The sequence below is a fragment of the Streptomyces sp. SID8374 genome (assembly GCF_009865135.1).
GTDB lineage: Bacteria > Actinomycetota > Actinomycetes > Streptomycetales > Streptomycetaceae > Streptomyces.
In genome coordinates this window covers 747,086-770,212 of the sequence record NZ_WWGH01000001.1, presented here as the reverse complement: position 1 = coordinate 770,212, position 23,127 = coordinate 747,086, and the positions used below count along the sequence as shown (strand labels likewise).

15 protein-coding genes and 2 rRNA genes are annotated in these 23,127 nt (G+C 68.9%); 9 read left to right on the top strand and 8 right to left on the bottom strand.

Annotated elements, in window-relative coordinates; translation table 11 throughout:
- Positions 1–21: 21 nt before the first annotated feature.
- On the bottom strand, positions 22–375 hold the full coding sequence (locus GTY67_RS03450; protein WP_093689595.1) for a hypothetical protein: 354 nt from the start codon (positions 373–375) through the stop codon (positions 22–24).
- 628 nt (positions 376–1,003) lie between these two features.
- On the opposite strand from GTY67_RS03450, the gene GTY67_RS03445 reads away from it, so the two are divergent.
- Genes GTY67_RS03445 through GTY67_RS03430 form a run of 4 tightly spaced genes read left to right on the top strand, consistent with a single transcriptional unit; the run spans position 1,004 to position 5,557 of the window.
- Positions 1,004–4,036, top strand: a complete 3,033-nt coding sequence (locus GTY67_RS03445) for a nitrate- and nitrite sensing domain-containing protein (protein ID WP_161277735.1) — start codon at positions 1,004–1,006, stop codon at positions 4,034–4,036.
- A complete protein-coding gene (locus GTY67_RS03440; RefSeq protein ID WP_093689592.1) occupies positions 4,033–4,476 on the top strand; it encodes a roadblock/LC7 domain-containing protein in 444 nt (147 codons plus the stop codon). The genes GTY67_RS03445 and GTY67_RS03440 overlap by 4 nt, the downstream gene beginning before the upstream one ends.
- Before the next feature lie 9 nt (positions 4,477–4,485).
- Entirely contained in the window at positions 4,486–4,968 is a 483-nt protein-coding gene (locus GTY67_RS03435; RefSeq protein ID WP_161277734.1) for a DUF742 domain-containing protein, read from the top strand.
- Positions 4,949–5,557 (top strand): ATP/GTP-binding protein, encoded by a 609-nt coding sequence (locus tag GTY67_RS03430; RefSeq protein WP_093689588.1) that lies wholly within the window; start codon positions 4,949–4,951, stop codon positions 5,555–5,557. Before GTY67_RS03435 ends, GTY67_RS03430 begins: the two co-directional genes overlap by 20 nt.
- Before the next feature lie 135 nt (positions 5,558–5,692).
- On the opposite strand, the gene GTY67_RS03425 is transcribed toward GTY67_RS03430, so the two are convergent.
- The 4 genes from GTY67_RS03425 to GTY67_RS03410 all read right to left on the bottom strand — a co-directional run bounded on the left by GTY67_RS03425 (position 5,693) and on the right by GTY67_RS03410 (position 8,760).
- On the bottom strand, positions 5,693–6,883 hold the full coding sequence (locus GTY67_RS03425) for a lipid-transfer protein (RefSeq protein WP_161277733.1): 1,191 nt from the start codon (positions 6,881–6,883) through the stop codon (positions 5,693–5,695).
- Positions 6,880–7,347, bottom strand: coding sequence for a zinc ribbon domain-containing protein (locus GTY67_RS03420; protein ID WP_202461306.1), 468 nt, complete (start codon positions 7,345–7,347; stop codon positions 6,880–6,882). Before GTY67_RS03420 ends, GTY67_RS03425 begins: the two co-directional genes overlap by 4 nt.
- 142 nt (positions 7,348–7,489) lie before the next feature.
- Positions 7,490–7,837 (bottom strand): DUF962 domain-containing protein, encoded by a 348-nt coding sequence (locus GTY67_RS03415; RefSeq protein ID WP_161277732.1) that lies wholly within the window; start codon positions 7,835–7,837, stop codon positions 7,490–7,492.
- A 107-nt stretch (positions 7,838–7,944) separates the two neighbouring features.
- Complete coding sequence (locus GTY67_RS03410; protein WP_161277731.1) at positions 7,945–8,760, bottom strand: M15 family metallopeptidase; 816 nt, start codon at positions 8,758–8,760, stop codon at positions 7,945–7,947.
- 60 nt (positions 8,761–8,820) lie between these two features.
- Between GTY67_RS03410 and GTY67_RS03405 the strand changes: the two genes are divergently transcribed.
- Entirely contained in the window at positions 8,821–9,387 is a 567-nt protein-coding gene (locus tag GTY67_RS03405; protein WP_161277730.1) for an NUDIX domain-containing protein, read from the top strand.
- 211 nt (positions 9,388–9,598) lie between these two features.
- On the opposite strand, the gene GTY67_RS03400 is transcribed toward GTY67_RS03405, so the two are convergent.
- On the bottom strand, positions 9,599–11,962 hold the full coding sequence (locus tag GTY67_RS03400) for a glycoside hydrolase family 31 protein (protein ID WP_161277729.1): 2,364 nt from the start codon (positions 11,960–11,962) through the stop codon (positions 9,599–9,601).
- A 214-nt stretch (positions 11,963–12,176) separates the two neighbouring features.
- Between GTY67_RS03400 and GTY67_RS03395 the strand changes: the two genes are divergently transcribed.
- Both GTY67_RS03395 and GTY67_RS03390 read left to right on the top strand, forming a co-directional pair.
- Entirely contained in the window at positions 12,177–14,156 is a 1,980-nt protein-coding gene (locus tag GTY67_RS03395; protein ID WP_161277728.1) for an acetoacetate--CoA ligase, read from the top strand.
- Positions 14,157–14,231: 75 nt separating this feature from the next.
- Complete coding sequence (locus tag GTY67_RS03390; RefSeq protein WP_161277727.1) at positions 14,232–15,182, top strand: hypothetical protein; 951 nt, start codon at positions 14,232–14,234, stop codon at positions 15,180–15,182.
- A gap of 66 nt (positions 15,183–15,248) precedes the next feature.
- Here the strand turns inward: GTY67_RS03390 and ptsP are convergent, their stop codons facing one another.
- Both ptsP and GTY67_RS03380 read right to left on the bottom strand, forming a co-directional pair.
- Complete coding sequence (gene ptsP / locus GTY67_RS03385; protein WP_093689572.1) at positions 15,249–16,919, bottom strand: phosphoenolpyruvate--protein phosphotransferase; 1,671 nt, start codon at positions 16,917–16,919, stop codon at positions 15,249–15,251.
- A 76-nt stretch (positions 16,920–16,995) separates the two neighbouring features.
- A complete protein-coding gene (locus GTY67_RS03380) occupies positions 16,996–17,445 on the bottom strand; it encodes a PTS glucose transporter subunit IIA (protein WP_161277726.1) in 450 nt (149 codons plus the stop codon).
- A gap of 721 nt (positions 17,446–18,166) precedes the next feature.
- Between GTY67_RS03380 and GTY67_RS03375 the strand changes: the two genes are divergently transcribed.
- Together GTY67_RS03375 and GTY67_RS03370 are read left to right on the top strand one after the other, a co-directional pair.
- A 16S ribosomal RNA gene (locus tag GTY67_RS03375) occupies positions 18,167–19,692 on the top strand.
- A gap of 299 nt (positions 19,693–19,991) precedes the next feature.
- Positions 19,992–23,116, top strand: a 23S ribosomal RNA gene (locus GTY67_RS03370).
- The 16S and 23S rRNA genes sit together here, the layout of an rRNA operon.
- Positions 23,117–23,127 lie beyond the last annotated feature (11 nt).

Sequence of the window (23,127 nt, the reverse complement as noted above, 5' to 3'; positions counted from 1 at the left end):
CATCGGGCCCGCGGACCGGCCTCACGCCCGCGAGAGATCCCCGGCGCTCCGGCGGCCGCGTATCCTGCCGCCCGCCTCGTCCCGCTCGGCCGCTCGCGCCGCCCGCTGGGCCCGCCGCCGCTCCCGGCGCATCTGCCGGGCGGTGCTGCTCGGCTCGGACACCACGCCGTAGCGCTGGTTCCACACCTGCCGGGTGACCCAGACGTCCAGCACCGCCCAGGTGGCGACCACCGTGCTGGCCACACTGCTGAGCACCATCGGGAAGGCCAGCCAGGAGCCGGTCAACGTGCTCAGGAAGGCGACCATCGCCTGGATGATCGTCAGCGACATGATGAGGACGGCCCGCACCGCGGCCGTCCGCACCGCATCGGGCATCCGCCGCTTCCTGGCCGGCTCCTCCACCCACAACTGCCGCGGAACCCGCGCCCCGCCCAAGGCATCCGCCCTCGCGGTGCCTACCGGTGCTCCGGCGCTCCCGCGCTCCTGCGTGCTCAAGGTCCTTCAACTCCCCACCACTGTCCGACTTCAGGGTGGCTGCCCGGCTTGCGCCGGTTCTACGCGGGCGGATGGACTCCGTACCGCCGCGCGCGCCCCCGCCCTGCGTCTACCCCGTACATATGGACGAACCACCCGCTCCGAAGATTCCCGCTGAAAGCGGCCTCACGGCCCCAGAAGACTACGGAACGAATAATTCCAGCCAACTGATCCGGGCCCGAACTCAGAGGATCGGTAGGGATCCTCTGTCGCTTTCGCGAATTTCATCTCCGGGAATACCAGGACAACTCATGATCAAATCCCGTCCGGACGGCTGAAAATCATCCGGACGTGTCTTCGAGTTGTCTCTGTGTCAGTAGTAGGCTCGCGCCGTTTATTGACGCAGGACGGACCCTCGCCCCCGTTGGTCCGATGCGCGCCGGTGTCCATACGGCGAACGTCGGGGCAGGGCCGAGGGACGACCGGGAGAAGACCACCCCCGCGGAGCGGGGCCGATCTGGGGGAGGCCATGCGCTTTCGCGGGAAGTCCATCCGCAGGAAGATCGTGGCGTTGCTGCTGGTGCCGCTCGTCTCCCTCACGGGCCTCTGGGTCCTCGCCACCTACGTCACCGGCCGCCAGGCGAGCGAGCTGATGAGCGTCAGCACCACCGTCGACAAGGTGGCCGGGCCCCTGGAGGAAGCCGTCCGGGCCGTGCAGGCCGAACGTCGGCAGACCCTGGTCTTCCTGGCCGACCCCCGCGCCTCCGACGCCCTGCCCCTCCTGCTGAGCCAACGCGCCGACACCGACCGGATCGTGGCGCAGGTCAGGGACAGCGCCCGGCAGAACGACGTCCGTGAGGCACTCGACGCCGAGGCCCGCACCCGTCTCGACGCGATCCTGAGCGCCGTCGACGGTCTGGACTCCCTGCGCGAATCGGTCGAGAAGCGCACCATCGGCCGGGCGAAGGCGCTGGACTTCTACAACGGCCTCGTCGACCCCGCGTACCGCTTCCTCAACGGTCTCCACACCACGGAGAACGGGTCGATGGACAGGCAGATGCGGGCGCTGGTCGGGATATCCCGGGCCCGCGAGATGCTGTCGCGCGAGGACGCGCTGGTCGCATCGGGCCTCATCGCGGGCCGCTTCACCACCGCCGAACTACGCCAGATATCCGGTCTGGTGGCCCAGCGCCAAGTCCTCTACGACGTCAGCCTCGAAAACCTCCCCGCCGCCGAGCGCCGCCGCGTGGAGCAGTTCTGGAGCAGCCCGGACGCCGAACCGCTGCGCACCGCCGAGGACACCCTGATCGCCGCCGGGCCCACCAAGCGCCCCGGCGCCGTCGACACCGAGCGCTGGCAGCAGGCGGCCCCGCCCGTCCTCGACCGGCTGGCCGACGACTCCACGGAGATGGGCCGACGCTTCCAGGACCGCGCGGAACCGGTCGGCCACCGGGTCCTCGCCCAGGCCGGCATCGCCGGAGTCCTCGGCTTCCTGGCCCTGATCGTCTCGATCTTCGTCTCCGTACGCATCGGCCGCGAGCTCGTCCGCGACCTCTCCCGGCTCCGCAAGGACGCCCACGAGGTCTCCGGCGTACGCCTCCCGAGCGTCATGCGCCGACTGGCCGCAGGCGAACAGGTCGACGTCGAGACCGAGGCCCCGCACCTCACCTACGAGCGAGACGAGATCGGCCAGGTCGGCCAGGCGCTCAACACCCTCCAGCGCGCCGCCGTCGAGGCGGCGGTCAAGCAGGCGGACATGCGCCGCGGCGTCTCCGAGGTCTTCGTCAACCTCGCCCGCCGCAACCAGGTCCTCCTCCACCGCCAGCTCACGCTCCTGGACACCATGGAGCGCCGCACCGAGAACAGCGACGAGCTGGCCGACCTGTTCCGCCTGGACCACCTCACCACCCGTATGCGGCGCCACGCCGAGGGGCTCGTGATCCTCTCCGGCGCCGCCCCCTCCCGCCAGTGGCGCAAGCCCATCCAGCTCATGGACGTGGTGCGGGCCGCCGTCGCCGAGGTCGAGGACTACGAGCGCATCGAGGTCCGGCGGCTGCCCCGGATCGGCGTGGGCGGTCCCGCCGTCGCCGACCTCACCCACCTCATCGCCGAACTCCTGGAGAACGCCACCGTCTTCTCACCCCCGCACACCGCGGTCCAGGTGCACGGCGAACGCGTCTCCAACGGCTTCACCCTCGAAATCCACGACCGAGGTCTCGGCATGCCCCCCGAGGTCCTCCTCGACGCCAACCTGAGGCTCGCCGAGACCCCCGACTTCGAACTCTCCGACACCGACCGCCTCGGCCTCTTCGTGGTCAGCCGGCTCGCCCAGCGCCAGAACGTCCGGGTCTCCCTCCAGAAATCGCCGTACGGAGGCACCACCGCGGTCGTGTTCATCCCGGCGGCCCTCCTCACCGACGCCCCGGACACCCACGGCACCGGCTTCCGCCTCGACCGCCGCGCCGAGCGGGCGATCGGCAGCGGCCGCACCAACGGCGACGCCCCGCCCGCGGGCAACACCCCGGCGGGCGGCGACCGCAGGGTCAACGGCCGCTCCGCCGTCCTCTCCCCGGTCCCCACCGGGCTCACCGGACCGGCGGTCCTCGACGGCCCGGTCGAACTGGAAGGCCCGGTCGGCCCCCTGGAGCTGACTGACGACCCGCTGGACCGCGCCTCGGACCCGGCCCTCGATCCGGCCCTCGGGCCCGTACTCGACGGCGTCTCCGATCTGGAGGACACCGAGAGCGAGCGCGGCGGCATCTTCCGCGCCCGCGACCTGCGCCGCGACGACGGCCGGGACCCGCGCGGTGACGACGGCCGGGACCGGCGCACGGACGATAACAGGGACCGGCGCCGAGCGGACAACGGCAAGCCGAGCCGGGGCGACGCCGGTGAGGCCCGCCGCGCCACCGACCGCGAGCAGCACCAGCAGTCCCGCGACCACGGCGAAGGCCCCACCGCCGACGTCCGCCCGATGCGCCCCACGGGCCCGGCACCGCTGCCGCGCCGCACACCGCCGACCCTGGTCACCGACCGGGGCCGCCGCGTGGACGACGGGGACCCGGAGGCCGCCGCCGCCGAGCCGTCCGCGACCGCCCCCCGCACCCCGACCGGCCCGGTCGCCCACACCACCCCCTGGGCCGCCCGCGCCGCCCACCGCCGACCCGCACCGCTCACCACCACCGAACCGCCCCGCACCACCGAACAACGACCCACCACCGAACCACCGCACGCCCCAGAACCACCCCGCACCACCGAGGCACGCCCCGAGAGCCCTCAGGCGCCGACCGCCCCCGACACCGTGGGCGGCCTGCCCCGGCGGATCCGGCAGGCCAGCCTCGCCCACCAGCTCCGCGAGGAGTCCGCCGACCGGGCTCCGTACCGGGCGCCCGTGGACAAGGTCGACGACTACGACCGGGACGCGGACGAAGTACGCAACCGCATGGCCTCACTCCAGCGCGGCTGGCAGCGCGGTCGTCGGCAGAACGCCGAGGACGCACACGACGCGGCCGGCCCCGAGGGAACAGCACCAGGAACCACTCCGGGAGGGGACGGTCGATGACCGCACCGAACGCCGCAGCACCCAACTCCGCACGCCACGGCTCGGGCGAGCTCAACTGGCTGCTGGACGAACTCGTCCAGCGCGTCGCCAGCATCCGCAAGGCGCTGGTGCTCTCCAGCGACGGGCTCGCCACCGGCACCTCGCAGGACCTGACCCGGGAGGACAGCGAGCATCTGGCCGCCGTCGCCTCCGGGTTCCACAGCCTCGCCAAGGGCGTGGGACGCCACTTCGACGCGGGCCGGGTGCGCCAGACCGTCGTCGAACTGGACGAGGCCTTCCTTTTCGTGACGGCGGCCGGCGACGGCAGCTGTCTCGCCGTCCTGGCCGACGCGGACTCCGACGTGGGCCAGGTGGCGTACGAGATGACGCTGATGGTCAAGCGCGTGGGGGCCCACCTGGCCAACGCCCCACGGACGACCGGTCTGCCCGCCGGAGGGTGAGGGCCGGGCATGAGCGCTGACTCCCCCCGGGGCACGAACCCCGGATCCACGGACCGAGGGTCCACCGGCCCCGGGTTCGACGGCCCCGGCCCACAGGGCGCGGCCGCCGACCCCCAGTCCTCGCGTTGGTACGACGCGGAGGCAGGGCCGGTGGTCCGCCCGTACGCCATGACCCGGGGGCGTACCAGCAGCGCCTCCCGGCACCGGCTGGACCTGATCGCCCTCGTCGTGCCCGAACCGGCCGCCGAGGACCCCGGCCGGGACCAGACGCTCGCGCCCGAACATGTCACCATCGTCGAACTCTGTAGCGACATGCCCCAGTCGATCGCCGAGCTCGCCGCCGAACTCGACCTCCCGGTAGGGGTGGTACGGGTCCTGGTCGGCGATCTCGTCGAGGACGAGCTGGTGCACGTCACCCGTCCCGTTCCGCCGGCCGAGCTGCCGGACGTGAACATTCTTCGCGAGGTTATCAATGGCCTTCGGGCGCTCTAGCCGCGTCAAGCAGCGGCCCGTCGAGCCCGTCACCCTGAAGATCCTGGTGGCGGGAGGGTTCGGCGTCGGCAAGACGACCGCGGTCGGTGCGGTCAGCGAGATCAGACCGCTGCGTACGGAGGAGCGCCTGAGCGAGGCGGGCCGCCCGGTGGACGATCTGGAGGGGGTCGAGTCCAAGACCACCACCACGGTCGCCATGGACTTCGGCCGGATCACGCTCCGCGAGGATTTGGTCCTCTACCTCTTCGGCACACCGGGCCAGGACCGCTTCTGGTTCCTCTGGGACGAGCTGGCGCAGGGCGCCCTGGGGGCGGTCGTCCTCGCCGACACCCGGCGGCTGGAGGACTGCTTCGCCGCGGTCGACTACTTCGAACGCCGCCGGATCCCGTTCGCGGTGGCCGTCAACTGCTTCGAGGGGGCTGGGAAGTTCCCCGCCGAGACGGTGCGGGCCGCCCTCGATCTCGACCCCGAGGTCGAGGTGCTGCTGTGCGACGCGCGGGACCGCTCCTCGGTACGCGACGTCCTGGTCGCGGTGGTGGAGCACGCCCTGGAACGTGCCTCACGGGACCGCAGGCCCGTCGCCACCTGACGGCCGACGGCCGTACGCATACGGCCCGTACCCCCGCCGACAGGGGTACGGGCCGCATGGCGTCCGGCGGGCCCGGGCTGTGAGTGTTCTGCGACGGTGACGAGCCGTCAAGTCATGCACGGGCAAAAGGTGTTCTCACCGGGCCGCGATCACCGCCGAGCCGTGCCCGAACAGCCCCTGGTTGGCCGTGATGCCCACCCTCGCACCCGGTACCTGCCGGTCTCCGGCCCGGCCGCGCAACTGCCAGGTCAGCTCGCAGACTTGGGCGATCGCCTGGGCGGGAACGGCCTCGCCGAACGAGGCGAGCCCGCCGCTCACATTGACCGGGATCCGGCCGCCCAGCGCGGTGACCCCCTCCCGTACCAGCTTCGCGCCCTCGCCCGGACCGCAGAGCCCGATGTCCTCGTACCACTCCAACTCCAGTGCCGTGGACAGGTCGTAGACCTCCGCCAGCGACAGATCCTCCGGCCCGATCCCCGCCTCCTCGTACGCCGCCCGGGCGATCGAGGACCGGAAGCTCTCCGGCGACGGCTCCACGGCGACCGCCGAGTCGGTGCCGATGTCCGGCAGATCGAGGACGGTCCTCGGGAACGTCGGCGTCACGGTGGAGACGGCCCGGATCCGCACCGGTTCGGCCACCCCGCGGTGGCGCGCGAACTCCATGCTGCACAGCACCAGCGCGGCACCCCCGTCGGAGGTGGCGCAGATGTCCAGCAGCCGCAGCGGATCGGCGACGACGGCCGAGGCGGCAACCTGCCCGGCGGTCACCGGAGTCCGGTAGCGGGCGTACTCGTTGAGCGCCCCCGCCGCCGCGTTCTTCACCTTGACCAGCGCGAAGTCCTCCGGCGTATCCCCGTACAGCGCCATCCGGCGGCGGGCGTACAGCCCGAAGTACGCCGGGTTGGTCGCCCCGAGGACCCGGAAGCGCAGCCAGTCCGGGTCGTCCGGCCGCTCCCCGCCCGCCGGGGCGAAGAACCCCTTGGGCGCCGCGTCGGCCCCCACCACCAGGACCACGTCCGCCATCCCCGCCAGGATCTGGGCCCGCGCGGTGTTGATCGCCTGCGCCCCCGACGCGCACGCCGCGTAGACGGAGGTCACCCGCGCCCCCTGCCACCCCAGCGCCCGGGCGAACGTCGCCCCGGCCACGTACCCCGGATAGCCGCCCCGGACGGTCTGCGCGCCGACCACCGACCCCACCTCGGGCCACCCGATGCCCGCGTCGTCGAGAGCGGCGCGCGCGGCGGCACGCCCGTACGCGACAAAGCCGCGCCCCCACTTGCCCCACGGGTGCATCCCGGCCCCGAGGACGGCCACATCGCCGGTCACGACAGGGAATCCTTCACCGCGACGGGCCGCCAGTTCCACGTCGTGTGTACGGTGCCGGCCGCCGGGTCCTCGTCCAGGACGCCCGGCACCACTTCCACCACCGAGCCGACGGGAAGATCGTCCACACCCACTCCGGGCGCGGCCTGCCCCAGCACCACCATGCGCTCGGCCGCCAGCTCCACGGCGACCAGGGTGTACGGCGTCCAGGGCACCTCGGGATCGCTGACGTACGGGGGAGGGGGGCGGTAGCGCCCGTCGGTGCAGGACCACACCGTGCCCCGCTTCGACAGCGGCACCTCCTCCAACTCCCCGCCCGGGCAGCCCGGATTGCGGCAGTGGCCGTCCTCGCGGGGGAAGTGGACCGACCGGCACCCCGAGCAGCGCGTGCCCAGCAGCCGGAACTCCTCCTCCGCGGTGTCCTCGGTGAACCAACCGGCCACCACGGGTATGCGCGCTTGCGGCAAAGCCCCTCCCCGGCACTGGATCTGACGGAACGTCAGAAGTGTGCCACGGGCGGCGGCGTCCGGCGAGAGGACCGGCCACGACAGCCCTTCCCCAGTGACCCCCGGCGAGAGGAGCGGCCAACGCAGCCGCTCCGCACGCGGCTCAGCCGTTCTCGGCCAGCCACTTCGCCGCGGTCTCCGCCAGCTCGGCGTCCCGGCCGGCCAGCATCATCCCGATCATCTGCGCGTCCCCGCGCAGCGACCACGCCGGGCGCCCGAACGTCGCCGGGTTGTTCTTCTCGATCAGGAAGTGCGCGGGCCAGGCCGTGCCGTACCCGATCAGCGGCAGCGCTGCCAGATACCGCCTCCGCCCCCGCGCCAGCCCGTAAGCGGTGATCGCGAGGCCGGTGAGCGTGCCGGTCAGATGGACCCAGCGGGTGGCGGCACGGGAGTGCATCGCGACGTAGTAAGGCCAGAATTCCTCGTACGTATCGAACGTCTGCTGTGACATACGGGCACCGTAGTCGCCCGATCGGCAACCGAACACGCCCCTTACGCGTCCGAAAGGAAGAACGGGCGGCCGGAGCCCACGGGGGTGGTCCCGGTCGCCCGTTCTTGTCAGCGCCCGGCGACCGACCGGCGATCGACCGGGAAGTCGAAGTAGGTGTCCGGGAACAGCTCGGGCTTGTAGGTGAAGTGCCACCACTCCTCGGGCAGGTTCACGAACCCCGCCTCGGTCAACGTCCGCTTCAGGAACTGCCGGTTGGCGCGCTGCGCCCCCTGTATGCGGGGATCGTCCGTGTGCGACAGGGTGTCGAAGCAGTCGTAACCGGTGCCCATGTCCACCGAGTTGTCGGGGAACCGCTCACCCTTCGGCGCGAAGCAGGGCGTCAGCCGCTCGCCCGGACGGTACGGCCTGGTCGGCAGGGCCGGCAGCCGCACCAGCGTCAGGTCCACCGTGCTGCCCCTGCTGTGCCCGGACTTCTCCGCGATGTAACCGTCCTCGAACAACCGGCTCTTGTCGACCAGCGGATAGAACTCCCCCTTCATGGACTGGTCGTCGAGGTCCTTCGCCCAGCGCACGAAGTGGTCCACCGCCCGCTGCGGCCGGTAACAGTCGTACACCTTCAGCGAATACCCCTGCCGCAGCAGCCGCTTCTGCGCCAGATGCAGCGCACGGGCGGCGGGCCGGGTCAGGATGCAGACCGGCTGCCGGTAGCCGTCGACGCGCTCACCGAGGAAGGTGTGCGCCGTGGTGTAGCGCATCTCCTGGATGATCGTCGGATCCACCGAACGCAACGCCACGAACCCCTCGGGCGCCTTCGGTTCGGGTCGGGCCTGGGCAGGCGCGGGGGAGACAGCCGAGGTGGCGAGCAGAGCAGTGGCGGCGGCCGCGGTGGCCAGGGCGCGGAGAGCGGTACGCATTCCTGTCATGGGCACACCGTCTATCAGCTTCGCCGCCCCGGCGAAAGGACGATCGGATACAGTCCGCCCGTGTCCGAGCCCACCGACAGCCCCGCCCCGACGACCGGTCGGCAGCCGACCCCGTACGTCAGGGACTCCCACTGCTCCACCTGCGGAGCCCCCTACACCGGCCTGGCCGCCCCCGGCACCTGGCCCCGCACCTGCCCCCGCTGCGGCACCACCGCCTACCGCAACCCGCTCCCGGTCGCCGTGGCCCTGCTCCCCGTGACCGGACCGGGCTCGGCCGGACTCGTCGTCATCACGCGCACCATCCAGCCGCAGAAGGGCGGCACGGCGCTGCCCGGCGGCTTCATCGACCACGCCGAGGACTGGCGCCGCGCGGTCGTCCGCGAACTGCGCGAGGAGACCGGGATCGAGGCCGACGAACAGGACGTCCGCCTCGCCGACGCCCTCAGCGACACCGCCGGCCACCTCCTGCTCTTCGGCCTCCTCCCGCAACGCCCCCTCGCGAGCCTGCCGCCCTCCGTCCCCACCCACGAGACATCGGGGTACGAGATCCTCCACGCCCCGCGCCCGCTGGCCTTCCCGCTGCACACGGAAGCGGTGGACGCCTGGTTCGCGGGCCGCTACGGCTGAGCCTGTTGCCCCGGCGTACGGCTCCGAGGGCGCAGGACCTCTCAGGCACGGGCCCCCGCCCGAAGGCCCCGGCCCCCGGAGTACAGGCCCCCGGCGTACGGGCCTTCGGCCGGAAGGCGGCTCACTCCGGGCCTTCGCCCGGAAGGCGGCCCACCCCGGGCCTGCGGCCGGAAGTTAGCCCACTACGGGCCTGCGGCCAGAAGGCGGCCCGCTACTCCGCCACCCCCCGCACCCGCACCGGAAGCCCCACCGCCCCCGCCCCCTCGCCACCGTCCCGCTCCACCACGACCCGGTCGCCCTCCCACCGCGACACATATCGCTCCACCTCGGCCTCGGCCCACCCGTCACCCGGGTCTCGAACCACCAGCCCGTCCCCGGTGCGCCCAGGCGCCGGCGCCCACACCTCCAGCTCCAGGTCACCGTCGGCGTCCCGCACCGGAACGACGGCCCCCGCCCGGGCCAGCACCGGAACGCGGGAGAGCGGCGCGTCGACCACCACCTGCCCCGGCCCCTCGTACGCCCGCCCGGTCGCCGTGTCGTACCAGCGCCCCCGGGGCAGCCGCACCACCCGCCGGTCCGCCCCGGCCTCCATCACCGGCGCCACCAGCAGTGCATCGCCCAGCAGAAACGTGTCCTCGCACCCCCGCAGCGCCCGGTCACCCGGTGCCGCCCACCACAGCGGCCGCACATAGGGCGCCCCCGACAGCCGCGCCACCTGCGACAGCGTCACGAAGTACGGGTGCAGCCGCTCCCGTTCCACCAGCGCCGCCCGCGCGTGCTCCAGCACCTCGGGCCCGAACTCCCACGGCTCCCGGCGCCCTGCGTCGATCGCCGAATGGGTCCGGAACAGCGGCAGGTACGCGCCCAGCTGGAACCACCGCAGATACAGCTCCGGCGACGGGAACCCGTCGAACCCGCCCACATCCGGACCCGAGTACGGCACCCCGCACAGCCCGAGACCCAGCACCAGCGACAGCGAGGCCCGCAGCCCCGGCCACCCGGTCGACACATCACCGGACCAGGTGCCCCCGTACCTCTGCATCCCCGCCCACCCCGAGCGCGAGAAGAGGAACGGCCGCTCCTCGGGGCGCAGCCGGAGCAGCCCCTCGTACCCGGCGCGCGCCATCGCCAGCCCGTACACGTTGTGCGCCTCGCGGTGGTCGCCGCCCGCGCCCTCCAGGACGTGCCGGGCCGAACGCGGCAGCGACGTATCCCCGAACGCGGCGAACGACACCGGCTCGTTCATGTCGTGCCAGACCCCTGAGAAGCCCTGCGCAAGCCGCTCTTCATACAGAGATCCCCACCATTCCCGCACAACCGGATCGGTGAAATCCGGATAGACGCAGGCCCCGGGCCACACCTCGCCCACCACGACCCGCCCCCGCGCGTCCCGGACGTACGCCCCGCGCTCCCCGAGCGCCACACCCGCGTCGAACACCGCGTCCCCCGGCGCCGCCTTCACCGCCGGATCCACGATCGACACCAGCCGTACGCCCTCGTCGCGCAGCTCCTTCGCCAGCTCGGGCAGGGCAGGGAACCGCTCCCGGTCGACCGTGAACACCCGGTGCGCGTCGTAGTGGTCGATGTCCAGATGCAGCACCGACAGCGGAAGCCCCCGCTCCCGGTACCCGGCCACCACCCGGCGCACCTCCCGCTCACTCCCGAAACCCCACCGGGCGTGCTGCGGCCCCAGCGCCCACGACGGCGGCACCGCCGGGGCGCCCGTCAGCGCCGTCCATCCCCGCAGCACCCGGGCCGGCGTCCCCGCCACCACCCAGCACCGCAGCGGACCGCCCTCCATCCGCACCTCGCACGTGCCCGGCCGGTCGTGCCCGGAGCCCGCGCCCTCCTCGCCCTCGCGCACCACGACCCGGCCCGCCCAGGTGTTGTCGTGGAACGCCAGATGGGTGCCCGCGTCCGACACCACCACCTGCACCGGCATCGTCAGATACAGCGGATCGTCCCCCGGCCCGAACCGCCCGCCCGGGTCCGTGTTCCACAGCCCGTACGCCCCGTCCCGCAGCCGGGGCCCCGACGCCCGCCCGCCGAGCCCGAAGAACCGCGCGTCCGCCGGGACCTCCGACCGCTGCACCCACCGCACCGCGCCCCCGCCCACCGGCTCCCACCAGCGCGGCGGCAGCTCCCGCCGCAGCAGCACTCCGCCCGGCGTCCGCAGCTCCACCGCACCGGTCCGCGACACCACCACGGTCAGCCGCTCGGAAACGACCTGCCAGCCGCCGTCCTTGTCCGGCTCCAGCACCGCCCGCGGATCCGCCGCGGGCACCTCACCCGCCAACGCGTACGACGGCAGCGGATCCGCCCCGTCCCACGCCCAGAACACCGCACCGCCCACCGCCACCCGGATCCGCAGTTCCGAACGGGCGAACCGCACCACACCCCCGCCGGGACCCGGCTCCGCCCCCTCCAGCGCACCGGGCACCCGGGCCCGCTCCGCACCGCGCGCGGGCAGCGCACGCGCATCCGCCGACCGGCGCCGCCAGGCCGCGCGCACCGTGCGCAGCCCCCGTACCGAACCGACCAACCTCACCCGACGCACCAGGTCACGACCGTCCATGGCGCACACCTTGCCACCCGCCCGGACCGCAGAACCTCCCGTTCAACTCCCGTTCACCCGCTCCGGCCGAAGAACCGAAGCCCTCCTCACGCCCGCCCACTCTGGTGCCGAAGACGATCACATGGCATCGTCCGTGTCAGCCGCTCACGCGCACACCCCAGCCCGTGCGCGCCGACACGCCACCCGCGTACCCGTCCAGCCAGGGAGCCGCCCCATGACCTCAGCCACGCCCGACGCCCCCCTCTGGCAACCCAGCCCCGAGCGCATCGAGGCCGCGGCCGTGACCCGCTTCCAGGCGTGGGCCGCGAGCCGCTTCGGAGCTCCGGCCGACGGCGGGTACGAGGCCCTGCACCGCTGGTCCGTCGAGGAACTCGACACCTTCTGGCAGGCCGTCGCCGAGTGGTTCGACATCCGCTTCTCGACGCCGTACGAGAGCGTCCTCGGCGACCGCACCATGCCCGGCGCCACCTGGTTCCCCGGCGCCACCCTCAACTACGCCGAACACGCCCTGCGCACCGCTGAGGACCCGGCCCGCGCCGACACCCCGGCCCTCCTGTACGTCGACGAGACCCACACCCAGGTCCCCATCAGCTGGTCCGACCTCCGCCGCCAGGTCGGCGCGCTGGCCGCCGAACTCCGCGCCCTCGGCGTCACCCCCGGCGACCGGGTCAGCGGCTACCTCCCCAACATCCCGCAGGCCGTCGTCGCCTTCCTCGCCACCGCGGCCGTCGGCGGCGTCTGGACCTCCTGCGCCCCCGACTTCGGCGCCCGCAGCGTCCTGGACCGCTTCCAGCAGATCGAACCCGTCGTCCTCTTCACCGTCGACGGCTACCGCTACGGCGGCAAGGAGCACGACCGTACGGAGACCGTCGCCGAACTCCGCCGCGAACTGCCCACCCTCCGCGCCGTCGTCCACATCCCGCTGCTCGGCACCGACGCCCCCGAAGGCGCCCTCGCCTGGGCCGCCCTCACCTCCGCCGACACCGAGCCGGTCTTCGAACAGGTCCCCTTCGACCACCCGCTCTGGGTCCTGTACTCCTCCGGCACCACCGGCCTGCCCAAGGCCATCGTCCAGTCCCAGGGCGGCATCCTGCTCGAACACTTCAAGCAGCTCGGCCTGCACTGCGACCTCGGCCCCGAGGACCGCTTCTTCTGGTACACCTCCACCGGCTGGATGATGTGGAACTTCCTCGTCTCCGGCCTCCTCACCGGCACCACCGTCGTCCTGTACGACGGCAGCCCCGGCTACCCGGACGTCAGCGCCCAGTGGCGGGTCGCCGAACAGACCGGCGCCACCCTCTACGGCACCTCCGCCGCGTACGTCATGGCCTGCCGCAAGGCCGACATCCACCCCGGCCGCGACTACGACCTCTCCCGCGTCCAGTGCGTCGCCACCACCGGCTCCCCGCTCCCGCCCGACGGCTTCCGCTGGCTCCACGACGAGGTGGCCGAGGACCTCTGGATCGCCTCGGTCAGCGGCGGCACCGACGTCTGCAGCTGCTTCGCCGGAGCCGTCCCCACGCTCCCGGTCCACATCGGCGAGCTCCAGGCCCCGTGCCTCGGCACCGACCTCCAGTCCTGGGACCCGGCAGGCAAGCCCCTCACCAACGAGGTCGGCGAACTGGTCGTCACCAACCCGCTCCCGTCCATGCCGATCCGCTTCTGGAACGACCCCGACGGCTCCCGCTACCACGACAGCTACTTCGACATGTACCCCGGCGTCTGGCGCCACGGCGACTGGATCACCATCACCGACCACGGCTCGGTGATCATCCACGGCCGCTCCGACTCCACCCTGAACCGCCAAGGCGTCCGCATGGGCTCCGCCGACATCTACGAGGCCGTCGAACGGCTCCCCGAGATCCGCGAGTCCCTGGTCATCGGCCTCGAAGAACCCGACGGCGGGTACTGGATGCCGCTCTTCGTCCACCTCGCCGAAGGCGCCACCCTCGACGACGACCTGCGCGCCGCGATCAAGGCGACCATCCGCGAGAACCTCTCCCCGCGCCACGTACCGGACGAGGTCATCGAGGTCCCCGCCATCCCGCACACCCTCACCGGCAAGCGCATCGAGGTCCCGGTCAAGCGCCTGCTCCAGGGCACGGAGCTGGCCAAGGCGGTCAACCCGGGCTCGGTCGACAACCTCGACCTGCTCCACTTCTACGCCGAACTGGCCGCGAGCCGCCGCCGCTAGGAGCTTGTCCGGGCCCGTTGTCAGTCCCCCTGATTACTCTGAGTGAGCAAAAGTTCACCGCGCACAGGGGGACACATGGCGCAGCAGGAAAACACCAAGCGCACCATCAAGCCGCACACCAAGCGCAGCTCGAAACGCGGCACCACACCACACGGCACGACCCTGCGACGCACACTGCGCCGCGAAGCCCCCAGCACCGTCGGCCTCCTGGTCGACGAGCAGGACTTCGCGGCCATGCGGCGCTACCGCACCTTCCCCTTCGACGACCACACCGCCTATCTGCACCAGGTCGAGGGCCTGCTCAAGGCACTGACCGCCCAGGGCATGCACACCACGATCGCCCTCTTCGACCCCGAGGACTACGCCGAGTTCTGCGCGGAGTCCGGACTCGACGCGGACACCGGCGCCAGCCGCAGCCGCTTCACCGCCGAGATCGCCGCCGCCGGAGCAACCGTCGCCTACACCGGCCAGAGCCTGACCGAGCTCATCCCGCTCCTGGTCTCCCGCGCGGTCCGCCAGGCCACCTGGGAGTACGCCACCCTCCTCCTCGCCGACCTCGGAGCGTGCGCGGACTGCGGCCAGGACATCGGGCGTGCGGCCTTCGACCGGGCCTCCCACCTCCTGATGCGCCTGCTGGAGGCGGCCGGACCGGGCACCCACCACCTGGTCTGCTCCACCCCGACGGAGAACGACCAGCTCCTGGCGGTGCTCCACACCCACCGCGACGCCACAGGCCCGGCCCGCCTCGACACCTCGGAAGGAGCGGAGTTCGCCACCGTGCTCGCGGTGGCGATCGCTCTGGAGACACCCGGGGGAGTGGTGCTCCGCACCAGCACCCCCGACAGCCCGGACCGCGTCCACGGCTGGCGACTGGCCCACGGCGCCCTCGCCCCGCTCACCGCCGGGGAGGTCTTCAACGCCTACTGCACCGACGCCGACACGGGGGAGCCCGTCTCCCCGGAATCCGGCGTGGAATATTGCGCCGGATTCGACATCGGAGCCGACCCTGCGGAACCCCACCGCTGACCCGACACACAGCAGGAGGGGCTCCCCGCCACCAGGCGGGAAGCCCCTCCGACAGACGCGCCGCGACTACTCGCCGGACAGCACAGCCTGGGCCGCGCTGCGCGCCTCGTCGGCCGAGTCGGCCGAGCGGGCCGCGTTGGCCGCACGCTCGCACTGGGCCAGCGTGTACTTGGCCAGCGTTGCGCGCACGTAAGGAATGGACGCGGCACCCATGGAGAGCGAGGTGACACCCAGACCGGTCAGCACACAGGCCAGCAGCGGATCCGCGGCGGCCTCACCACAGACACCGCAGCTCTTGCCCTCGGCACGGGCCGCCTCGGCGGACAGCGCGACCAGATCCAGCAGCGCCGGCTGCCACGGGTCCTGGAGCCGCGACACCGCGCCCACCTGACGGTCGGCCGCGAAGGTGTACTGCGCCAGGTCGTTGGTGCCCAGCGACAGGAACTCGACCTCCTGGAGGATCGACCGCGCCCGCAGAGCCGCGGACGGAATCTCCACCATCGCGCCGAACTTCGCCTGCAACCCCGCCTCACGGCACGCGTCCGCGAACGCCTTGGCGTCGATGCGGTCGGCCACCATGGGCGCCATGACCTCCAGGTACACCGGCAGACCCTCGGCCGCCTTCGCCAGCGCGGTCAGCTGGGTACGCAGCACCTCTGGGTGGTCCAGCAGGCTGCGCAGCCCCCGCACACCCAGCGCCGGGTTCGGCTCGTCGGCCGGCGTCAGGAAGTCCAGCGGCTTGTCGGCCCCGGCATCCAGCACGCGGACGACGACACGCCCCTCGGGGAACGCCTCCAGCACCGCACGGTAGGCCGCGACCTGCTTCTCCTCGGAAGGAGCCTGCTTGCTGTCGTCCAGGAAGAGGAACTCGGTGCGGAACAGCCCGACACCCTCGGCCCCCGCCTCGACCGCCGCGGGCACATCGCCCGGACCGCCGACATTGGCGAGCAACGGCACCTTGTGCCCGTCCGACGTGGCACCGGGACCGGTCGAGGAGGACAGAGCCGCCTTACGAGCAGCCGCCGCGGCCTCCATCTCCTCACGCTTCTCGGCGCTCGGGTTCACGAAGATCTCGCCCGTGCTGCCGTCCACCGCCACGACCGTGCCCTCGGCCAGCTCACCGGCGCCGGGCAGAGCCACCACGGCCGGAACGCCGAGCGCCCGGGCCAGGATGGCGCTGTGGCTGGTCGGCCCGCCCTCCTCGGTGACGAAGCCGAGCACCAGGGCCGGGTCGAGAAGCGCCGTGTCGGCCGGCGCCAGATCGCGCGCGATCAGTACGTACGGCTCGTCGCTGTCCGGCACCCCGGGCATCGGAACCCCGAGCAGCCGCGCCACGATCCGGTTCCGTACGTCGTCGAGGTCGGCGACCCGCCCCGCCAGGTACTCACCGGCGTTGGCCAGCAGCGCCCGGTACGCGGCGAACGCGTCGTACACCGCGCGCTCGGCGGTGCTGCCCACGGCGATCCGCCGCTCGACATCGGACATCAGCTCGGGGTCCTGCGCCATCATGGCCTGCGCCTCGAGCACGTGCTGTGCCTCGCCGCCCGCCAGATTGCCGCGCGCGACGAGATCGGCGGCCACGGCCTCCACCGCCTGCCGGGCACGCCCCTGTTCGCGCCCCGCCTCCTCGGTGGGAATCGATTTGGCGGGCGGCTCCAGCACCGCCGTACCCATGTGCCGAACCTCGCCGATGGCCACACCGTGGCTCACGCCGACGCCTCGCAGCGTTGTCTCCATTTCACCCGTCTCCGGTTGTGCGGCGACCGAGTCACCGCGGTGGTTGTGCAACTGGCCTGTCACTGCGCCCGAAGCGCTACTGCCAGCCGAACAGCGTGTCGCCGACCTTCACGTCCCCGTCCCCACGGACATCGGAGAGCGACTCGGCGGTCGCCTCCAAGGCCACGATCGGGCAGATGGGTGACTTGCCGGCCTCCTCGACGCCGACCGGGTCCCAGCGCACGATGCTCTGGCCCCGGGTCACCGTGTCCCCCTTGTTGACGAGCAGCTCGAAGCCCTCGCCGTTGAGCTGGACGGTGTCGATACCGAGGTGCGTCAGAACCCCGTGCCCGTCGGCGTCGACGACGACGAACGCGTGGGGGTGCAGGGAGACGACGATGCCGTCGACAGGCGATACGGCCTCGGAGGGCTCACGTACGGGGTCGATGGCGGTGCCGGGACCGACCATCGCGCCGGAGAAGACCGGGTCGGGAACCGCGGTGAGTCCGATGGCGCGTCCAGCAAGAGGGGACGTCACGTTGGTCATGGGGAGCCTCCCAGGGGGTGGAGATTCAGGTGTCGCCGCCGCGGCTGATGTGGGGACGGCGTACTGCTCAGCAGAGTAAGTCATATGAAGTCCCGGTTCCGCCCGAGACCGCCCGGTTGACAGGCCTAGGGGTGCACCGCAAGCGATTTGCCTCGATCCCCGGCGGCCTGTACTGTCGTACTCCTGCCTGACCCCAACGCGACTTTGAGTCGGGGGTCGGCGGCGACCTTCAAGCCCAGATCCTAACCCTGAACCCTTCTTCGGCATGCCCGTGGGACGTGGTCAAGGGAACGGAAAAGGCCTGATAGAGTCGGACTCGCCGAAAGGGAAAACCGCGAAAGCGAATTACCTGGAAGCGAAAATCGGCAAAACCGCTTGACCCGCTTCGGCCGGGAATCGGACACGAAAGAGTCTGATAGAGTCGGAAACGCAAGAGCAGGAAAGAAAAACGAAGGGAAGCGCCCGGAGGGCCCCAGTGAAACGGGACCGAAGGAAGCGTCCGTTCCTTGAGAACTCAACAGCGTGCCAAAAGTCAACGCCAGATATGTTGATACCCCGGCCTGCACCTGGTGCAGGTTGGTGGTTCCTTTGAAAGTCCTGCACCGGGTCGCTTCGGCGGCACACGGGCAGGCAATTACACAGCGAGGACGCTGTGAACAACGGGTCTTATTCCGACCGGTTGTTCCGCTCTCGTGTGTGTGCACCCGATTACGGGTAAACATTCACGGAGAGTTTGATCCTGGCTCAGGACGAACGCTGGCGGCGTGCTTAACACATGCAAGTCGAACGATGAAGCCCTTCGGGGTGGATTAGTGGCGAACGGGTGAGTAACACGTGGGCAATCTGCCCTTCACTCTGGGACAAGCCCTGGAAACGGGGTCTAATACCGGATAACACTCTGTCCCGCATGGGACGGGGTTAAAAGCTCCGGCGGTGAAGGATGAGCCCGCGGCCTATCAGCTTGTTGGTGGGGTAATGGCCTACCAAGGCGACGACGGGTAGCCGGCCTGAGAGGGCGACCGGCCACACTGGGACTGAGACACGGCCCAGACTCCTACGGGAGGCAGCAGTGGGGAATATTGCACAATGGGCGAAAGCCTGATGCAGCGACGCCGCGTGAGGGATGACGGCCTTCGGGTTGTAAACCTCTTTCAGCAGGGAAGAAGCGAAAGTGACGGTACCTGCAGAAGAAGCGCCGGCTAACTACGTGCCAGCAGCCGCGGTAATACGTAGGGCGCAAGCGTTGTCCGGAATTATTGGGCGTAAAGAGCTCGTAGGCGGCTTGTCACGTCGGATGTGAAAGCCCGGGGCTTAACCCCGGGTCTGCATTCGATACGGGCTAGCTAGAGTGTGGTAGGGGAGATCGGAATTCCTGGTGTAGCGGTGAAATGCGCAGATATCAGGAGGAACACCGGTGGCGAAGGCGGATCTCTGGGCCATTACTGACGCTGAGGAGCGAAAGCGTGGGGAGCGAACAGGATTAGATACCCTGGTAGTCCACGCCGTAAACGTTGGGAACTAGGTGTTGGCGACATTCCACGTCGTCGGTGCCGCAGCTAACGCATTAAGTTCCCCGCCTGGGGAGTACGGCCGCAAGGCTAAAACTCAAAGGAATTGACGGGGGCCCGCACAAGCAGCGGAGCATGTGGCTTAATTCGACGCAACGCGAAGAACCTTACCAAGGCTTGACATATACCGGAAAGCATCAGAGATGGTGCCCCCCTTGTGGTCGGTATACAGGTGGTGCATGGCTGTCGTCAGCTCGTGTCGTGAGATGTTGGGTTAAGTCCCGCAACGAGCGCAACCCTTGTTCTGTGTTGCCAGCATGCCCTTCGGGGTGATGGGGACTCACAGGAGACTGCCGGGGTCAACTCGGAGGAAGGTGGGGACGACGTCAAGTCATCATGCCCCTTATGTCTTGGGCTGCACACGTGCTACAATGGCCGGTACAATGAGCTGCGATGCCGCGAGGCGGAGCGAATCTCAAAAAGCCGGTCTCAGTTCGGATTGGGGTCTGCAACTCGACCCCATGAAGTCGGAGTTGCTAGTAATCGCAGATCAGCATTGCTGCGGTGAATACGTTCCCGGGCCTTGTACACACCGCCCGTCACGTCACGAAAGTCGGTAACACCCGAAGCCGGTGGCCCAACCCCTTGTGGGAGGGAGCTGTCGAAGGTGGGACTGGCGATTGGGACGAAGTCGTAACAAGGTAGCCGTACCGGAAGGTGCGGCTGGATCACCTCCTTTCTAAGGAGCACTTCTCACCAAGCCTCGGTTTGGTCAGAGGCCAGTACACCGGCGAGTGTTCGGTGCTGGTTGCTCATGGGTGGAACGTTGACTATTCGGCACGACAGGTTGGTTGTCACTAGTACTGCTTCGGCGTGGAACGTGGGGATGGATCGGTCGGGTCGGGCACGTTGTTGGGTATCTGAAGGTACGGCCGTAGAGGTCGCCTTCGATCCGGCCCCAGTGAACTCGTCCTCAGGGACGGGGTGGTGGGTGGCTGGTCGTTGTTTGAGAACTGCACAGTGGACGCGAGCATCTGTGGCCAAGTTTTTAAGGGCGCACGGTGGATGCCTTGGCACCAGGAACCGATGAAGGACGTGGGAGGCCACGATAGTCCCCGGGGAGCTGTCAACCAAGCTTTGATCCGGGGGTTTCCGAATGGGGAAACCCGGCAGTCGTCATGGGCTGTCACCCGCTGCTGAACACATAGGCAGTGTGGAGGGAACGAGGGGAAGTGAAACATCTCAGTACCCTCAGGAAGAGAAAACAACCGTGATTCCGGGAGTAGTGGCGAGCGAAACTGGATGAGGCCAAACCGTATGCGTGTGATACCCGGCAGGGGTTGCGCATACGGGGTTGTGGGAGTTCTCTTGATCAATCTGCCGATTGGTCGGCAAGTCAGAAACCGTTGATGTAGGCGAAGGACATGCGAAAGGTCCGGCGTAGAGGGTAAGACCCCCGTAGCTGAAACATCAACGGCTTGCTTGAGAACCACCCAAGTAGCACGGGGCCCGAGAAATCCCGTGTGAATCTGGCGGGACCACCCGCTAAGCCTAAATATTCCCTGGTGACCGATAGCGGATAGTACCGTGAGGGAATGGTGAAAAGTACCGCGGGAGCGGAGTGAAATAGTACCTGAAACCGTGTGCCTACAAGCCGTGGGAGCGTCGCTGTATGTGCTTGCACATGCAGTCGTGACTGCGTGCCTTTTGAAGAATGAGCCTGCGAGTTAGCGGTGTGTAGCGAGGTTAACCCGTGTGGGGAAGCCGTAGCGAAAGCGAGTCCGAATAGGGCGAACTAGTTGCACGCTCTAGACCCGAAGCGGAGTGATCTAGCCATGGGCAGGTTGAAGCGGAGGTAAGACTTCGTGGAGGACCGAACCCACCAGGGTTGAAAACCTGGGGGATGACCTGTGGTTAGGGGTGAAAGGCCAATCAAACTCCGTGATAGCTGGTTCTCCCCGAAATGCATTTAGGTGCAGCGTCGTGTGTTTCTTGCCGGAGGTAGAGCACTGGATAGGCGATGGGCCCTACCGGGTTACTGACCTTAGCCAAACTCCGAATGCCGGTAAGTGAGAGCGCGGCAGTGAGACTGTGGGGGATAAGCTCCATGGTCGAGAGGGAAACAGCCCAGAGCATCGACTAAGGCCCCTAAGCGTACGCTAAGTGGGAAAGGATGTGGAGTCGCAGAGACAACCAGGAGGTTGGCTTAGAAGCAGCCACCCTTGAAAGAGTGCGTAATAGCTCACTGGTCAAGTGATTCCGCGCCGACAATGTAGCGGGGCTCAAGCGTACCGCCGAAGTCGTGTCATTCCAGCATGTACCCCCAACGGGGGCTGGGATGGGTAGGGGAGCGTCGTGTGCCGGGTGAAGCAGCCGCGGAAGCGAGTTGTGGACGGTTCACGAGTGAGAATGCAGGCATGAGTAGCGATACACACGTGAGAAACGTGTGCGCCGATTGACTAAGGGTTCCTGGGTCAAGCTGATCTGCCCAGGGTAAGTCGGGACCTAAGGCGAGGCCGACAGGCGTAGTCGATGGACAACCGGTTGATATTCCGGTACCCGCTTTGAAACGCCCAGTACTGAATCAGGCGATGCTAAGTCCGTGAAGCCGGCCCGATCTCTTCGGAGTTGAGGGTAGTGGTGGAGCCGATGAACCAGACTTGTAGTAGGTAAGCGATGGGGTGACGCAGGAAGGTAGTCCAGCCCGGGCGGTGGTTGTCCCGGGGTAAGGGTGTAGCCCGTGTGGTAGGTAAATCCGTCACACATGCAGGGTGAGACCTGATGCCGAGCCGATTGTGGTGAAGTGGATGATCCTATGCTGTCGAGAAAAGCCTCTAGCGAGTTTCATGGCGGCCCGTACCCTAAACCGACTCAGGTGGTCAGGTAGAGAATACCGAGGCGTTCGGGTGAACTATGGTTAAGGAACTCGGCAAAATGCCCCCGTAACTTCGGGAGAAGGGGGGCCATCACTGGTGATAGCACTTGCTGCTTGAGCTGGGGGTGGCCGCAGAGACCAGCGAGAAGCGACTGTTTACTAAAAACACAGGTCCGTGCGAAGCCGTAAGGCGATGTATACGGACTGACGCCTGCCCGGTGCTGGAACGTTAAGGGGACCGGTTAGTGCACTTTCGGGTGTGCGAAGCTGAGAACTTAAGCGCCAGTAAACGGCGGTGGTAACTATAACCATCCTAAGGTAGCGAAATTCCTTGTCGGGTAAGTTCCGACCTGCACGAATGGCGTAACGACTTCTCGACTGTCTCAACCATAGGCCCGGTGAAATTGCACTACGAGTAAAGATGCTCGTTTCGCGCAGCAGGACGGAAAGACCCCGGGACCTTTACTATAGTTTGATATTGGTGTTCGGTTCGGCTTGTGTAGGATAGGTGGGAGACTGTGAAGCGGCCACGCCAGTGGTTGTGGAGTCGTCGTTGAAATACCACTCTGGTCGTGCTGGATGTCTAACCTGGGTCCGTGATCCGGATCAGGGACAGTGTCTGATGGGTAGTTTAACTGGGGCGGTTGCCTCCTAAAGAGTAACGGAGGCGCCCAAAGGTTCCCTCAGCCTGGTTGGCAATCAGGTGTTGAGTGTAAGTGCACAAGGGAGCTTGACTGTGAGACCGACGGGTCGAGCAGGGACGAAAGTCGGGACTAGTGATCCGGCAGTGGCTTGTGGAAGCGCTGTCGCTCAACGGATAAAAGGTACCCCGGGGATAACAGGCTGATCTTCCCCAAGAGTCCATATCGACGGGATGGTTTGGCACCTCGATGTCGGCTCGTCGCATCCTGGGGCTGGAGTCGGTCCCAAGGGTTGGGCTGTTCGCCCATTAAAGCGGTACGCGAGCTGGGTTTAGAACGTCGTGAGACAGTTCGGTCCCTATCCGCTGTGCGCGTAGGAATATTGAGAAGGGCTGTCCCTAGTACGAGAGGACCGGGACGGACGAACCTCTGGTGTGCCAGTTGTCCTGCCAAGGGCATGGCTGGTTGGCTACGTTCGGAAAGGATAACCGCTGAAAGCATCTAAGCGGGAAGCCTGCTTCGAGATGAGTATTCCCACCCTCTTGAGGGGTTAAGGCTCCCAGTAGACGACTGGGTTGATAGGCCAGATGTGGAAGCCCGGTAACGGGTGGAGCTGACTGGTACTAATAGGCCGAGGGCTTGTCCTCAGTTGCTCGCG